At 47.5% G+C, this 16,461-nt stretch carries 13 protein-coding genes; 6 read left to right on the forward strand and 7 right to left on the reverse strand.

The window, feature by feature from the left end; translation table 11 throughout:
• Nucleotides 1-142: 142 nt before the first annotated feature.
• A complete protein-coding gene (gene ffh / locus ACFSUS_RS18475) occupies nt 143-1,462 on the reverse strand; it encodes a signal recognition particle protein (RefSeq protein WP_381525198.1) in 1,320 nt (439 codons plus the stop codon).
• A gap of 249 nt (nt 1,463-1,711) precedes the next feature.
• Here ffh and ACFSUS_RS18480 point away from each other — a divergent pair, with 249 nt between their 5' ends.
• Nucleotides 1,712-2,173, forward strand: coding sequence for a hypothetical protein (locus ACFSUS_RS18480; protein ID WP_381525200.1), 462 nt, complete (start codon nt 1,712-1,714; stop codon nt 2,171-2,173).
• 114 nt (nt 2,174-2,287) lie between these two features.
• On the opposite strand, the gene ACFSUS_RS18485 is transcribed toward ACFSUS_RS18480, so the two are convergent.
• The gene (locus ACFSUS_RS18485) at nt 2,288-3,979 is read right to left on the reverse strand and encodes a peptidase dimerization domain-containing protein (RefSeq protein ID WP_381525202.1); all 1,692 of its coding nucleotides are present in this window, start codon (nt 3,977-3,979) and stop codon (nt 2,288-2,290) included.
• Between the two features lie 216 nt (nt 3,980-4,195).
• Entirely contained in the window at nt 4,196-4,354 is a 159-nt protein-coding gene (locus ACFSUS_RS18490; RefSeq protein ID WP_381525204.1) for a hypothetical protein, read from the reverse strand.
• Nucleotides 4,355-4,588: 234 nt separating this feature from the next.
• On the opposite strand from ACFSUS_RS18490, the gene ACFSUS_RS18495 reads away from it, so the two are divergent.
• Together ACFSUS_RS18495 and ACFSUS_RS18500 are read left to right on the forward strand one after the other, a co-directional pair.
• Nucleotides 4,589-5,806, forward strand: coding sequence for an NADP-dependent isocitrate dehydrogenase (locus tag ACFSUS_RS18495; protein ID WP_381525205.1), 1,218 nt, complete (start codon nt 4,589-4,591; stop codon nt 5,804-5,806).
• Between the two features lie 84 nt (nt 5,807-5,890).
• Nucleotides 5,891-6,286, forward strand: coding sequence for a Dabb family protein (locus ACFSUS_RS18500; protein ID WP_381525207.1), 396 nt, complete (start codon nt 5,891-5,893; stop codon nt 6,284-6,286).
• Nucleotides 6,287-6,399: 113 nt separating this feature from the next.
• On the opposite strand, the gene ACFSUS_RS18505 is transcribed toward ACFSUS_RS18500, so the two are convergent.
• The 3 genes from ACFSUS_RS18505 to ACFSUS_RS18515 form a co-directional block, all read right to left on the reverse strand.
• Nucleotides 6,400-8,595, reverse strand: a complete 2,196-nt coding sequence (locus ACFSUS_RS18505) for a S9 family peptidase (protein WP_381525209.1) — start codon at nt 8,593-8,595, stop codon at nt 6,400-6,402.
• Nucleotides 8,596-8,671: 76 nt separating this feature from the next.
• On the reverse strand, nt 8,672-9,256 hold the full coding sequence (locus ACFSUS_RS18510) for a YcxB family protein (RefSeq protein WP_381525211.1): 585 nt from the start codon (nt 9,254-9,256) through the stop codon (nt 8,672-8,674).
• A 106-nt stretch (nt 9,257-9,362) separates the two neighbouring features.
• Nucleotides 9,363-9,767: a DUF4783 domain-containing protein gene (locus ACFSUS_RS18515; protein ID WP_381525213.1), complete on the reverse strand. Its 405-nt coding sequence runs from the start codon at nt 9,765-9,767 to the stop codon at nt 9,363-9,365.
• Between the two features lie 139 nt (nt 9,768-9,906).
• Between ACFSUS_RS18515 and ACFSUS_RS18520 the strand changes: the two genes are divergently transcribed.
• A complete protein-coding gene (locus tag ACFSUS_RS18520) occupies nt 9,907-10,419 on the forward strand; it encodes a phosphoribosyltransferase family protein (RefSeq protein WP_381525216.1) in 513 nt (170 codons plus the stop codon).
• A 208-nt stretch (nt 10,420-10,627) separates the two neighbouring features.
• On the forward strand, nt 10,628-11,239 hold the full coding sequence (locus ACFSUS_RS18525) for an OmpW family outer membrane protein (RefSeq protein ID WP_381525218.1): 612 nt from the start codon (nt 10,628-10,630) through the stop codon (nt 11,237-11,239).
• Between the two features lie 97 nt (nt 11,240-11,336).
• On the opposite strand, the gene ACFSUS_RS18530 is transcribed toward ACFSUS_RS18525, so the two are convergent.
• Nucleotides 11,337-14,312 (reverse strand): DEAD/DEAH box helicase, encoded by a 2,976-nt coding sequence (locus ACFSUS_RS18530; RefSeq protein ID WP_381525220.1) that lies wholly within the window; start codon nt 14,310-14,312, stop codon nt 11,337-11,339.
• A gap of 790 nt (nt 14,313-15,102) precedes the next feature.
• Between ACFSUS_RS18530 and ACFSUS_RS18535 the strand changes: the two genes are divergently transcribed.
• Nucleotides 15,103-16,323: a vanadium-dependent haloperoxidase gene (locus ACFSUS_RS18535; protein WP_381525221.1), complete on the forward strand. Its 1,221-nt coding sequence runs from the start codon at nt 15,103-15,105 to the stop codon at nt 16,321-16,323.
• Nucleotides 16,324-16,461: the final 138 nt, after the last annotated feature.

The raw sequence follows: 16,461 nt of genomic DNA on the forward strand, positions 1-16,461 counted from the left end.
GCTTCGAACCAACGCGAGGACTTCTGAATTCATGAAAACATATTCTGTTTACTTCAGTAAAGACAAAAGCGGACAACCTTCATAAAGTCGTCCGCTTTTGTAAGTAACGCGGGTGGAAACCCGCAAACCTTTCGCAATGCAATTAGCGCATCATTTTGTTCAGTTTACCCGAAGCCTGCATCGTGTTCATCTTCTTCATCATCTTACGCATCTCGTCGAACTGCTTCAGTAAGTTGTTTACTTGCTGAATGCTCGTTCCACTACCGGCGGCAATGCGTTTTTTACGGCTACCGTCGATGATTTCGGGACGACTACGCTCTTTGGGGGTCATAGAGCTGATAATGGCTTCAATGGGCTTAAATGAATCGTTATCAATGTCCAGGTCTTTCACCATCTTGCCCATACCAGGGATCATGCCTAGCAGGTCTTTAACGTTCCCCATTTTCTTGATCTGCTGCAGCTGCGACAAAAAATCATCGAAGTCGAACTGATTCTTGCGCATCTTGGCGTTGATGCGTTTCGCTTCGTCCTCATCAAATGCCTGCTGAGCCCGTTCTACCAGCGAGATTACGTCGCCCATGCCCAAAATTCGGCTGGCCATCCGATCAGGGTAGAACACGTCGAGGGCTTCCATCTTTTCACCTGTGCTGATGAATTTGATGGGTTTATTAACAACCGTTTTAATTGAAAGAGCCGCTCCTCCGCGGGCATCGCCGTCGAGTTTGGTCAATACAACCCCGTCGAAATTGAGCCGGTCATTAAAGGTCTTGGCCGTGTTCACCGCATCCTGACCCGTCATGGAGTCGACAACAAATAGCGTTTCGGTAGGATTGATAGCTCGCTTAACAGCTTCAATTTCCCGCATCATCGCTTCATCGACCGCTAAACGGCCTGCTGTATCGACGATAACGACCTTTTTGCCGGTCTTACGCGCCTGCGAAATAGCGTTTTGTGCAATTTCAACGGCGTTTTTATTCTCAGGCTCTGAGTACACCTCGACGCCGACCTGCTCACCCAACACCTTCAACTGGTCGATGGCCGCTGGTCGATAAATGTCATCGGCTACAAGCAGTACGTTACGCCCCTGCTTTTTCAGATAAGAAGCCAGTTTACCCGAGAACGTGGTTTTGCCCGATCCTTGCAAACCCGCAATCAAAATAACAGCGGGATCACCTTTAATATTAATACTTTGGGCTTCACCCCCCATTAGCTCGGTCAATTCTTCCTGCACAATCTTGACAAAGAGCTGGCCAGGCTCAACCGAAATGAGAACTTTTCGATCGAGAGCTTTATCGCGAATGCGATCCGTAATATCCTTGGCAACTTTATAGTTTACGTCGGCATCAGTGAGAGCACGGCGGACTTCTTTAATAGTCGCGGCAACGTTGATCTCGGTAATGCGGCCTTGCCCCTTTAGGGTTTTAATAGCCTTATTGAGTTTATCCTGAAGATTCTCGAACATAGTTTATTACAAACAGTGACGCAAAGATAACAGTTTCCGGCGGGCAACGATTGCACCTCTACTATTGAATTGCGGGGCTAAGTAAACACTGGAAAGATTTATTAATCAGTAGGTTAAGTAGATTATTGGACTGATTAGAAAGGTTCGTAAAGAATAATATTTTGGTGTTGTTAAACTCGGAACGGTTTTTGTTTGGCTCAAAATGCATTTCCAGCAAACTATCTATTGTTTAGCTAGAAAAATAATTTAATGGGTTCATATCAATTAATTGCATTATTCTTCGTTAAATTTGTTACAGCCGGTTCAGCCTTGTTTAAGCAGTTCTGCCAGGCAGTGTCTGTTCCTAATAACCCAACTATGAGAAAGAATATCGGAATGAGGAGACAAGGATGGTTGGCAATCGGTGTGGTACTCACACTGTCAATAACGGCGCCAACATGGGCTTTATCGAGAGAACATGTAAGGCAAGACCCGCCGAAGCAATCCCTTGATGGCCGTTCAAAAGAAATTACTAAGTCGGCTAAGGCTCCCGTTCTTGCCCGCAACACAGCGCCTAAGACCCTTATAGACCCGGTCCCTGCTGCCAAGACAGAAACAGCTAAGCCACAACCACAAGCTACCCACGACAAAAAAGCAATAGGTCGCTGCTGGAAGCGCTTGATGAACATGGTACGCGAAGTAAATCATGCGCAACGCAGTCGCACAAAATAATATTAGCAATCTTGCTAGCAAGAAAAAGCCTACCGTTTTAAAACGGTAGGCTTTTTCTTGTAACTCTGGGATACGAACCGGCTGAGCAGCTCTTAAAAGATTAGTACTGACAAACTACTTCCCCTTTGATTCTTTAGCTTTTTCTAGTTCAGCACGCTGATCGTCGCGCAGGGTTGGATACTTGATGCCCAATTGCTCCAGATAGGTTTTATACTTTGATGGATCATAGTAAAACTTCTCTAATTTCGGTTTGAAATCGGCCATAATCTTCTGGTTCAAGTAGATAGCCGGAAACTCTTTAGGCGAGATGAGTGGCGTGTATTTCTGATCTTTTGTTTGCTCTTCTTTGTAATAAACCCATGCTTCCTTAATGATTTCAGGTTTCATGAGCATGTCGAGTAAGGTCATGGCTTCGGCTTTGGCACCGGCTACAATGCCTTTGTGGGCAATGGGAGTAGCCATTGAAATGGCGTTGCTCCAGTGGTGACCAGGTAAGTCAGGAATGTTACTCGGATAACGTAGCACAATGGTTGGCAATGACCAAGAGATGTCGGCGATATCGTCGGAGCCACCTGTGAGCGGCACGAGAGTTTGACCTCCCATCATCACCGTCGGAGCCGTGGAAGCAGGTAGGCCAAGGCTATCCAGTTTCATAGCAAGCCCTTCAACCTTACGGGCTTCCAATTCTTTCTGAGTTGCCTTTGCCAACATCTGATCTTCGGGTGACCAAGTAGGCAAACCTACTTTTTTGATGTTCTGATACATGGCCTCAGCGATAGGTTTATTGAAATGCCCCGGCCAGGCTGATCCCAAAATCTCGTACGTAAACTTGGTATCAGTCATCAAAGCTGCGCCTTCAGCCGTTTTTATGCCAGCTTCAAACAGTTTCTTGATCTTTGGATAACTACGTTCCCGAAAGTAGTACCAGACTGACGCTTTTGAAGGGACGACGTTAGGCTGGTCGCCCCCGTCCGAAATGACATAGTGCGAACGCTGGGTTAATTCAAGGTGTTCGCGTCGGTAATTCCAGCCAATGTTCATCAGTTCAACGGCATCTAGGGCACTCTTTCCGCGCCAGGGTGCTCCTGCTGCGTGGGCGGCTGAACCTTCAAAGTTGAACTTGACCGATACAAGCCCATTGTTGCCTGCATCGCCGTAGGAGGTAACCAAGTTATTGCCAACGTGCGTAAAAATGCAGGCGTCAACATCTTTAAAATAGCCGTCGCGGATGTAGAATGCTTTTGCGCCAACAAGTTCTTCAGCCACACCTGGCCATAGCATGAGTGTACCCGGAATCTTCTCACGTTCCATGATCTGCTTGACAGCTAGCGCCGATACAATGTTCAGCGCCTGGCCCGAGTTATGCCCCTCGCCATGTCCGGGTGCCCCGTCTACAATCGGATCTTTATAGGCTACCCCGGGCTTTTGACTGGCCTTGGGAATACAGTCAACATCGGAACCGATAGCAATGATAGGTTTCCCGGAGCCCCACGTAGCAATCCAGGCGGTAGGCATACCCGAAATGCCCTTCTGCACAGTGAACCCTTCTTTTTCAAGCAGTTTGGTTAAGTAGTTGAACGTTTCCTGTTCCTGAAAGCCAAGTTCAGAGAAGCTAAACAGCATGTCGTTGATCTGTTGCGCCTGGTCTTTTCGGGCTTCAACGGCAGCCGCAGCTTCCTGCTTTAACTTCTCGATTCGATTACTCGCAGCCCGGTCCATACCACCCTTCGCCGTTTTTTTAGATTGCCCGAACAGTAGAAGAGGGGCTAGTAGCAGGGCTCCTACCAGATAAGTACAGTTTCTCATAGGTATATCAAAATTATATTGCGTATGCTGATTATTTTTAAAATAAATATACTGTAATCTATGATTCTACTTTATAAAAAAAGCAACCTTAATCAGGGTTGCTTTTTTTATGGCTTATCCACCTAACTGTATTTCGCGGTAGAGAAGTCCTAACATCTGATTATCAAAAGAGCTTATCTGTCTATCCCCTCTTGGTTAGTGATTACTCCAACAGGATTAGCTTCGATCAGATGGACCCTGTTGGTTTATGCCAGGTCGGCTTCCGGCTTCCGGGTCGTTGGCCTTATTGCCGCCCTTACCCGAGAGTCGGGAAATCATTAGAATGACGGCTACTACGCCAACGACGAATATGATAATCATTAATGTGAGTCCCATAATCTTGATTTGTTAGTTGAGTAATGATCGATCAGACAGGCGGTTATCGCCTGGCTTACTTATTAACTACCAGCTATCCCCCCTGACCGCCTGTCTTTTGGAGTAAGAGTTAGGAAACGGTTCCGCTAACACAGTTAGGTGGATAAGCCGCAGCTGGGTCGTTCATTTATTTTAGATTCACTACTTTTGCGCCAAGTTTCTGTATCGTTTTCAATCGTTTATACCTTAGTCTCAATGGAAAAAATCAAAGTAGCCAATCCGGTAGTTGAACTGGATGGCGACGAAATGACCCGCATCATCTGGAAATTCATCAAGGATAAGCTAATCCTGCCTTACGTTGATGTTGATATTAAATATTATGACCTTGGTATTGAGTATCGTGATGAGACCAATGACCAGGTGACTATTGATGCCGCCAATGCGATTAAGCAGTACGGTGTTGGTATCAAATGTGCTACTATTACGCCCGACGAGCAGCGGGTTGAGGAGTTTGGCCTGAAGCAGATGTGGAAGTCGCCGAACGGAACGATCCGGAATATTCTGGACGGTACCGTGTTCCGCGAGCCAATCGTCATGAGCAACGTACCTCGTTTGGTTACGAACTGGACGGCTCCAATCATCATTGGTCGCCACGCCTTTGGTGATCAGTACCGCGCTACGGATTTTGTAGTACCGGGCAAGGGGAAGCTGACCATGAAATTTGAAGGTGAAGACGGTACTGTACAAGATTTTGAGGTATACAACTTCCAGGGACCTGGCGTAGCCATGGGCATGTACAACGTTGACGAGTCGATTCGTGGTTTTGCCCGGGCTTGCTTCAACGTGGCGCTGGACAAAGGCTGGCCGCTGTATTTGTCGACTAAGAACACAATTCTGAAGAAATACGATGGTCGTTTTAAGGACATTTTTCAGGAAATTTACGACACCGAATACGCAGGCAAAGTACACTATGAACACCGCCTGATTGATGACATGGTTGCCTCGGCCCTGAAGTGGGAAGGTAACTTTGTGTGGGCTTGTAAAAACTACGACGGCGACGTACAATCAGATACGGTAGCCCAAGGTTTTGGTTCGTTGGGACTGATGACATCGGTACTTGTTACGCCCGATGGCAAAACGATGGAAGCCGAAGCGGCCCACGGTACCGTAACGCGCCACTATCGGGAATATCAAAAAGGCAACAAAACCTCGACCAACCCAATCGCGTCGATCTATGCCTGGACACGTGGTCTGGCGTTCCGGGGGAAGCTGGATGATAACCAGCCGTTGATCGACTTCGCCAACGCCCTCGAGGCAGTCTGCGTTGAGACGGTTGAGAGTGGCAAAATGACGAAAGACCTGGCGCTCTCGGCTTATCCGGCTGGCACGAAGCTGGTGGCTGGTGAGCACTACCTCAACACGGAGGACTTTCTGGAGGCACTGGATGAAAACCTCAAAGTGAAACTAGGATAAGTAGTTCGACTAATTTTTAGAGACCTGCCAGGAATTGAAAGCCTTGCAGGTCTTTTTTGTTTTCTTTGCGAAAAAACTGATTCCATGAAACAAACCCTGACGCTGCTGGCTTTCTCGCTCCTGTTAACTGTTGGCTCGTTTGCCAAACCACCTCGCAAGCCCATGAAAAATGCTGTAGTACAGCACATCGTGCTGTTTAAGTTCAAGCCCGAAACAACGCCCGAACGAGTAAAAGAAATCGTAGCGGCTTTTGAGGCCTTGCCATCGAAGATCAAAGAGATCAAAGGGTTTCAATGGGGAACCAACAACAGCCCCGAAAAACTAAATAAGGGCCTAACCCATGCCTTCATTCTGACGTTCGATTCGGAGAAAGACCGGGATGCGTATCTCCCGCATCCGGCACATAAAGAATTCGGCAAAACGCTCGGATCTTCGTTGGACGACGTAACCGTGGTTGATTTTACTAACCAGGCGAAGTAAGAGTTTTTTCTAAACACAGAGATCACTAAGGTTTTCACGGAGTACACAGAATTCTTTCGCTCTGTGTACTCCGTGAAAACCTTAGTGATCTCTGTGTTTGAACGAGAATTACTTTACAAGTTCTTCTCAATAAAATCCGTCATCATCTGATACAGGTGCAGGCGTGTATTGCCGCCGTAGATGCCGTGGTTCCGATTAGGATAGTAAAACGATTGAAACTGCTTCCCGGCAGCAATCAGGGCGTTTTCCAGCGCGACTGAGTTCTGAAAATGTACATTATCGTCGCCCGTGCCGTGAACGAGCAGGAAAGGGCCGCGTAGCTTGGCCGCGTGCGTCACAGGCGAGTTATCGTCATAGCCCGATGCATTTTCCTGAGGGCGTTTCAGGTAACGCTCTGTGTAGATACTGTCGTAGAATCGCCAGTTTGTGACTGGAGCAATTGAGATACCGGCTTTAAAAACATCGGCCCCAAGTGTCATACATAATGCGGTCATATAGCCACCGTAACTCCAGCCCCAAATACCAACCCGCGTTGGGTCAACGTAGGGCAGCGTTTTCAAATAACGAGCGGACGCAATCTGATCTTCGGTTTCGAGCTTGCCCAACTGAGCATACGTAACGGTGCGGAAAGCGTTGCCCCGAGCGCCCGTACCACGTCCATCAACTGAAACAACGATGTATCCTTTTTGAGCCAGCGTTTGATACCAAAAGAAGTCCCTTGTATCCCAGTCATTCTTAACGGTTTGGGAGCCGGGTCCACCGTACACGAACATAAGCACCGGATATTTCTTCGTGCTGTCGAAGTTCATTGGCTTAATCATCCAGCCGTTCAGGGGTGTATTGTCGGCGGCTTTAGCCTGGAAAAACTGTTTTGGGGCTAAGGCGTAACCTGCCAGTCGATTTTTGAGGGCGTCATTTGATTCCAGCACCCTAACATCAGCTGTGCCTTTAGCTTCTCGCAAGCTAACCGTGGTAGGCGAATTGGTTGAGCTATGGTAGAGCAGGTAGTAGGCGAAATCAGGGCTGAAATTGGCGGTATACGTTCCTGCCTGTGTTGTGAGCCGCTGCTTATTCTTTCCATCCAGGCCAATTCGGTAGAGGTGCCGTTCTAAAGGCGACACTTCGGTAGACAGGTAGTAGATGACCTGGTTTTTTTCGTCAATGCCCACAATATTGAACGCTTCGAAATCGCCTAAGCTGATGGGTCGAATCAACCTACCAGTCATGTCGTACAAGTACAGATGCTTATAACCACTCCGTTCACTGCTCCAGACAAACGACTTTCCATCTTGCAGATATGTTAGGTCATCCGTAAACTCTAAATCGACATACGTTGGGCTCGACTCGCTCAAGACTGTAGTTGCCTGACCCGTGGTGGCATTTACATGCAACAGATCAAGTTTGTTCTGGAGCCGATTAAGACGTCGGATCGAAAGCAGGTTTGGGCTTTTTGTCCATTGGATGCGCGGCAGATAAATGTCGGTCTCTGTGCCGGTTTGCGCCTGTACTTTCTTCCCTGTGCTAACATCGGCTACCCAAACCGTTACGAGCGAATTGGCTTCGCCCGCTTTCGGGTACTTGAAGCGGTACTCAACCGGATATAACCCACCCCAGAGTTGCATATCATACTCGGGAACGCGGCTTTCGTCGAACCGAATCCAGGCTATGCGCTTGCTATCCGGCGACCACTCAAACGCTCGTGCCATGCTAAACTCCTCTTCATAAACCCAGTCGGCAGCGCCGTTAATAACTGCATTACGCTTACCATCGGTAGTCAATTTGGTTTCTGCACCGGTAGCTAAGTCAACACTGAACAAGTTGTTATCGCGCACGAAGGCCGCACGTTTACCGTCTGGCGAGAACGTAGCGAATTGTTGTTTACCATGCCGGCTTAGCGGATTTAGCTGCTTGGTTGATAAGTCATAAACGTAGAATTGGGCCTTGCTCGACCGGCGATAGATAGGTTCTTCCTCCGTGGTAATGAGCAGCTTTCGTTCGTCGGCGGAGAGCTGATACCCTTCCAGTTGAATCTTCTGGCCGACCCCTGAAACAGTTGCCTGGTTCTGATCAAATAGCGTCTCGACGGGCTGACCGGTGGTAATGCTAAATTTTACTACTTTTCCAGCGTCGAGCGTTGTGTAGAAACCGCCCGTTTTCATCCAGTTAACTCCCTGGACAGTGCGCTGGGTAAATACACCCTGATTACGCCCCCAAATCTCGTCGAGCGTAACCGATTTCTGGATTTGGCCGAGGACTGGTGTTACGACAAAGAGGAGCAGAGCTGCCCAACTTCTGATCATCTGATTCATAGATTACGAAAGGGTTATTACACAAGCGGGCGACTTAGGTCGCCCGCGTATTAAACGATAGAAAAATTATAGATATTTACTTCACCGGTTCGGCCACTGCACTATCGGGTAGCAGGCCTTTACGTCTCAGCAGAGCATCCGTAAAACGCAGGTCATTGTCACTGGTGAAAATATTGAACGGCAGATACAGAAATTGTGCTTTAGCTAGCCCCTTGGTCACCGTGCGGGCAATCCAGTTGGCCTTCACATTCTTCATCGCTTCGGCGTTGTCCAGAAACAGGATGTATGCCTCCTTATCTTTAATAACGCCATTAATCTGGCTCCATTTCAGAATGCCGCCTTCTTTCGCGTTGATTCGCATCAAAATCTGGCGGCTGTCAATCTCGTATACGTACTTCTGAAACAAGGCTTTGCTTTGTTCCATCTGGGCAATGCCCGTAATTTGAATGGCCCAGAACAAAACGTACAGAATCGTAAGGAGCACAATCACAATGTAAATCCAGATGTTAGGATAAGCCCCCGTTACGTTCAAAACAGCATTCAGGATGATTAGGCCCAACGGCACAAATGCCCACTTCCAGTTATCTTTCAGCCATTGCCGCAAGGCAATGTTAATGTACGTTTTTTGGTCTAACGCGTATTTTTTAGTCTTAACAATCATAACACTGGCATCGGCCAACCGTCTAAATGAAGAGGCAAAGATACAGCGATTTACGATCTGCGACTTACGATTTACGATTTCTGATGGCAGCAAAACGCCTATCCGATTACTCTTTGCGGAAATGCAAGGCCTGAATGGCAAACCGCTGACCGTTGGTTTGCCGAATTAAGACATAAACGGCAAACGTTTGCCCATTTGTTTCGTAGGTACCCGTACTATAGCGTAAGTGATCGGAAGCACCTGAATAAACAAACTGGAAATTGTGGGGTGGGTACTTTCTGAAAAACGAACGTAAAATAAGCGCTGCGTGTGTAGCTTGTACGGATGAAAACTCGACTTTCTCGGCATCGATCACTAACTCGATACTCTTAGCAAAACGAGTAGAGAGTTGACTGGCATCACCGCTGCGGAGCGACGCACACACTGTCTGTGTAATGTCGCTATCAGTCAGCGCTTTGTGTGGAAGTAACCAGATTAGCGCAATGAAAACAAAATTCACAAAAATGTTCATGGCTGGATCGAGGAGTTATGACGTTAGCAAGACTAAAGGCGAAAACTATGCCAACTAAAGCTGCGCTCCGGCTTTTACTTATTTCATTGGGTAACCGACTTTTCTCATCTTTACGTCATCAATCGTTTCTGATTATTACATGAGTACCTCCGAGCCGACGCTTATCTTGAATGCTGAACAGATTCGCCAAAAAATCAGACGAATTGCTTTTCAGATCTACGAAAATAATTTCGAGGAGACAGCTCTTTTGCTCGCCGGCGTGTCGGGCGAAGGCTACATATTGGCTCAGGCGCTGGTTCGCGAATTGCAAACTATTACGCCATTCTCGGTGGAGCTGCTTCAGCTTAAACTGGATAAAACGCAACCAGCTCAACCAGTTGTTGATGTCGATTATGCCGCTACTAACTTTACCGATAAAGTTATTATTGTAGTCGATGATGTGCTGTATACGGGCCGAACGCTGGCGTTTAGCTTACAGCCGTTTTTGAGCGTGCCGGTACGAAAATTGCAGGTCGCTGTGCTCATCGACCGGAATCATCCCCGTTACCCTGTGCTGGCTGATTATAAGGGGTATGAGCTTAGCACAACCCTGACCGAACATGTTGACGTTGTGCTCAGCGACGAAAACAGAGTGGGTGTTTATTTGAGGTAGCTGTTTGCCAGTAGTTTCCTGTAGCTAAAGCTAGTGCGATAAGTAAAACGTACTCGTAACCTTTTCACCGAAATACTATCGCTACCATAGGTAGTTAGACAACTGCTTAACCTACTTCTAAGCTGAACCAGTAACCTTTAGCTAAATGAACGTAGGCTATTTTATTCATAAGGTGTAGTTTCGCACTGATTAAATCAACATACTCATCATGATAAACACCATTAAAGTTACGGCCTCCTTATTAGTTGTTATGGTTGCCCTGCTTTTGCCGGGCGGAGCAAAGGCGCAGTTTCAAGTTAATGTAACAGGCAATTATCTTGGGCCCGCAGAGTCAGGGTCTTCTTTCTCTGATGGACCATGGGGTGGTGGAGTTACGCTACGCTATTTTGTCAGCCCGAATCTGGCAGTTGGATTAAACGGCCGGTATTTTAGTAGTAACGGCTCTGCTAATTTCGATTTTGGCTCTGGAGCCGGAATAGGGGCTAGCGGGTCAGTTAAAGCTTCTGCAAATCTTCTTGCGGTAACAGGACAGGCCGAATACTTCTTTTCCGAGTCAGCTTTGCGACCATATGTTGGTATAGAAGCTGGATTGTACCGAGCCGCTGGCACAGTTGAAATATCTGACGGGTTTAATACCATAAAAGCATCAGAGAGCGCTAATAATTTTGGGGTCGCACCCAAAGTAGGCTTGCAGTATGCCATTTCACCAGCTTTTGGGGTAAATGCTGATGCGGGGTATCATATCGTTTTTAGCGATGGTGATACGAGTAAATTTCTTTTGCTCGGAGCAGGGGTCTACTTTACGTTTGGCCAGAGATAACAAGGATAAAATTATAATAGTATGTAAAAATAGCCAGCAGAGACGCTGGCTATTTTTATGCTAAATACAACTGGCTGATCAAAAGGAAATTTTCTTGTTATTCCAGCAGCACCATAATGTCTTCTTTGGTCAGCGATTTCATAAAATTCTCTTCCGTTGTGATCAGGCTACCGGCGAGTTGCTGCTTAGCACGTTGTAACGACAAGATCTTTTCTTCGACCGTATTCTTAGCAATAAATTTATAAGTGAAGACGGTTTTTTGCTGCCCAATGCGGTGCGCCCGGTCAACGGCCTGCGCTTCAATAGCCGGGTTCCACCAAGGATCGAGAATAAATACGTAGTCGGCTGCCGTCAGGTTGTGGCCCAGGCCACCCGCTTTCAACGAAATCAAAAAGAGTTTTACCGAATCATCAGTTTGGAATAGCTCAACCTGACTTTGCCGATCCGAGGTAGACCCATCTAAATAGGCGTACTTGATATTCTTCTCCTTTAAATATTGCCGCACAACGCTCAGATGCTTGATGAACTGGCTAAACACCAACACTTTGTGGTGTTCCGTCATGGCACTTTCGAGTCGCATCAGCACATCGTCAAGCTTGCCGGAGTCACCTTCATAGTCGGCGTCAACCATACGGGGGTGGTTCGCGATCTGCCGAAGTTTGGTAAGGCCTTGTAGCACAACCATCTGCGACTTTGCCATGCCATCTTCCTCAATGCGCTCCAGAATCAGATTGCGGTAATACGATTTAGCTTCTTCGTATTGCTTTTCCTGGTCGGGCGTCATTTCGCAATACAACACACTTTCGACCTTGTCGGGAAGATCGGTCGCCACCTGCGACTTGTTGCGCCGGAGCATAAACGGTTTAATCAACCCATACAAACGGCCGGTTTTGCTCTCGTCGTGTCGTTTCTCAATCGGAATCTGAAACTCGTTACGGAAGAACGATTGACTACCCAGCAAACCTGGATTGATGAACGACATCTGCGTCCACAAATCCATAGTGCTGTTTTCGAGCGGAGTACCGGTCAGAATAAGCCGATGGGCCGCATTCAGTTGCATCACGGCCTTCGTGATGTGCGACGACGGATTCTTGATGGCCTGCGACTCATCCAGAATAACGTAGTTGAAGCGGTAGTCGCTCAGAATCTCAATGTCGATCCGGACAATGCCATACGACGTCAGAATGAGATCATAGCCGTCAAACTGGGCCGTGTTTTTTTCGCGATACGTACCCGTGTAGACCATCACGCGTAAGTCGGGCGTGAACTTACGGGCTTCCAGCTCCCAGTTGTAGAGGAGCGACGTAGGCATAACCAACAACGTCGGGTCCGTAGCGCCCGCTTCTTTCTGGCCCTGCAACATCGCGAGCGTCATCACGGTTTTTCCCAAGCCCATGTCGTCGGCCAGGCAACCCCCGAAGCGATACTGGCGCAGGAAATTCATCCAGTCGTAGCCAGCCTGTTGGTAGGGGCGGAGGGTACCGTTAAAATGGTTGGGTAGCGGAAAACGCTCAATCTCGTCGAAGTCGCGCAACCGTTCCAGCTTCCGGCTCATTAAGGTCGTTGCCAGATTGTCGCGCTCCAGTTCCTGCACCAACGCAAGATGATGTTTCTGAAGTACCAGCTGATCGGTTCCTTCGGGCTGCTCAACAAAACCGAACAATTCAGAATACTTGGTAAACCACGCTTCCGGAATTACCGCGACCTCGCCGTTAGGCAGCGTAAACTCGTGCTTCTTATTCAGAATTAGCGTTCGCAGCTTCAAAAAAGGGATCTCAAAGTCCCCAAACCGCACATTGGCATAAATGTCGAACCAATCGCGACCTTCCTGAATGGATACGTTGATGCTCGAATAGCCTAAGAAATACCGTTTGGTGTCCTGCGCGTGCTGTTGGAGCAAAAAGCCTGCTTCGCGTAACTTCTCGCTGTTTTCGGATAACCAGGAAAAGGCTTCGGATTTTGGCAGGGCGAGCCGACCATGGCGTAGGTCGAGTCCTGTGTCGCGGAGGAAGCCAAGCTTATGCCGCTCCAGGCGTTGGTCCCGGCGAATCTTATGAAAAACGTAATCATCGTTTTTCTTTTCCAGACTAACATTGGCCGATGGACCGAAGCTATCAAAGCGGAACGTAAAATCACCATACTGAAACGATAAATCGAAGGCAATTCGTTGCCCCGACTCTTCGTCAGCATCTAGTTCGTCTGGTGCGTCGGAGCCAGCCTTAACGACCGATGCCGAAAGAGACCGACTGGACATAATCATTTCGGAAACGGTTAGCACCGGCGTTGGCTCTAATACTTCCGCCCTGATTTCGAACCCTTTAGCATATACGTCGTAGGCCGCAATGAGCTGGGTTACAAAGCGTTCGTAATACTGTTGTTCAATATTGCGGGGAATGATGATGTGATTTTTATTGAAGAACGGTCTAAGCTTTTTACCGTCTACGTTCTTACTGAAATGATACAGCCGGTTACCCACCATCATGTAAGCCGGTTCATCGCAAATCATTAAAGCGTCTTTGAATTGAAACTCGACTCGTTCGGTCTCGCCTGCCTGGCCAACGGGATAGCGGATGATCGGGAAGTAATGCGTTGAATCAGGATTACGAACGAAGTGGAAATGAACCCGTGCGGGTTCGGGCATCCAGACAATTGGCTCCCAGGCCGGATTGCCATCGTTGCCCATAATATAAAAAGGCTTGTTGGGCATCAACGCCATAATCTGCGCCTTCATGTTCTCGAGGTAGCCGCAGATGGCTTCCTGCACGAGTTTATCCCCCTTTTGCGGGTCGTATATCTTCAGAAAGAAGTCGACAGCCGGTAACTTCTTCGTGTTAAACTTCTTAACGATGGTATCCTGCTGAATGCTGTCGATTAGTTTAACCAGTTCGAAGTCTCGCTCGTCCAGTTCCTGCGCAAATTCGCCAACGTTCTGAGTTGACAGTGTCTGATTCAACAGGGTCAACTCGCCTTTACTGTTTCGTTGCACAACGAAAGCTTCAATCAGGTAGCCCAGAAACTCATGGTCCAGTAAGGAGTAAACAATCTGGAAGGGTTGTGTGGGCGATACTTTCATGCGACTACATACTTGTCAGCCAATCAGTTAGCGATTGGGGAGACAATGGCAACGGGTTGAACGGTTAGTATGAGACCCCTGGTGGAACAGGGCATTGATACGTTAGAAAAGAGACCTCAACAAACTCATAATGAGTTGTTTGAACTATAAACTGACTTATCAACGGTTTCAAATATACGAAGCAAAACAAATTCTCCAACGGCAGATTTGCCAAAAGGAGTAAATGGTAATACCGAAGAAAAAGAACATTATTAAGCGGTAAATGCATTAAAAAGTGGAGTGCCATGCTTAGGCGTTAATGCGTTGGCTCTGTGTGGTCATCAGTTTGGGCAAGAGGGGAAGCGCTAATCCAATCAAAGTGAGTCTAGCGCTTCAGGTACTTGGGTGGAAACCCGCATTTTTAATTATACGATCGCGGGTTTCAACTGGAACGCCAGCCGCCTAATTACGATAAATTCATTAATTTATGTTACTAAATTTTCTAGTCTGGTATTTTTATTGCTAGTTCATTATACAGTATGAGTTGTAAATAACATTGGTCTTAGGTATCGGTACCAATCCGTACTTTACTGATACTATGTATGAATAGGGCCAACTCAAAGCCTTCTTTGTTTGGGTTGGCACATTAATTGTTTGGGTGCATCACAGCATGAGCAAGGTTGTTTCCTTTTTGTCTGTTCTTTTATTCTGCAACGTACTGTTATTACTGTGCGGGTTTCAACGTCATGCGTCTGCTCAAAAAAACAATGCCTCCCTGTCGAGTTCAGAGGTGGCTGTGAAATGGGCCGACATGTCCTTGTATGTTATAAAGAATAGTCCGTACAACAGTCCCACCTATTCATCCCGTTCGCTGGCTTATTTAGGCATAACCATGTATGAAAGCGTGGTTCATAGCAACCCCGCGTATCGTTCATTGGCCGGGCAGATTAATGGGTTAGCTGCGTTGCCCCAGCCGCAGCCTAAATTAGAATATAACTGGCCGCTGGTGCTCAATGCAGCGCAGGCATCAATGCTGTATAAGCTCTACCCGCACGGAAACATTATGGGCCGGGTTGATTCATTACAAACAGCGGTTGCTAATGGGTTAGCTGCTACTGAAAAGCAGGACGTTGTTGAGCGGTCGGTCATATATGGGTGGAGTTTGGCCAACGCTATTTTTGACTGGTCAAAAACGGATGGCGGTTACGAAGGTTATAGCCGCAATTTTAACCCCAATTACAAAGTACCTGTCGGGAAGAGTTATTGGGTTGCTCCGCCTAAAGGGTCGGGGCAGTCACCGTCGCTTTATCCCTTGCACCCTGATTGGGGGCAGAACCGTACATTTGTTGCAAGCAATGGTACGTTGCCTTTGCCAACGCTTTTAGAATACTCGTCACTTCCTGGCTCCCTGTATTATAAGGAACATGAAGCCGTTTACAAAAAAAATAAAGTATTAACCAAAGAAGAAAAAGAAATCGCCATTTGGTGGGCCGATGATCCAGCGCACACGGCTGCTCCACCTGGGCATTCGTATAACGTAGCGACAACAACTATCAAGGTAGCCAAACCAGATTTGGTAAAAGCCGCCGAGACTTACGCTCGGGTAGGCATGGCCGTGGCCGACGCCTTCATAACTTGCTGGAAGTGTAAATATATGTATCACCGGGAGCGTCCGTCTACGTTTATTACCGCTACGATTAGTAAAGAGTGGAGGCCATTCTGGCCGGAGCCTCCTTTTCCTGCTTTCTCGTCGGGCCACTCCACGCAGGCAGCGGCAGCCGCAACGGTATTAACTGACTTATACGGAAAGCGTATAGAACTGACCGATAGTACGCATTACGGACACCCACCCGATCCCATTACCGGAACGGCGTATAAACCTCGTCGTTTCAAATCGTTTTGGGCTATGGCTGTTGAATGCGCCAACTCCCGATTCTACGGAGGTATACACACGAACAATGACAACCAGGTTGGCTTAACAGAAGGTAAAAAGATTGGAGACAATATAAATAAACTCGTTTGGCGTAGATAAGGACACAGACAGAATACGTGTTAAGAATGCCCAGCATAGAGCTGGGCATTTTTGTTTTAAACATAGCTAAACGCATCCATAGAAACGATTAGCCAACAGCCCTGTTAGGCAGAACACATAGGTATACTGTACGCTTAA

It is taken from the genome of Spirosoma soli (assembly GCF_042684525.1).
In the GTDB taxonomy this organism is placed as follows: Bacteria; Bacteroidota; Bacteroidia; order Cytophagales; family Spirosomataceae; genus Spirosoma; species Spirosoma soli.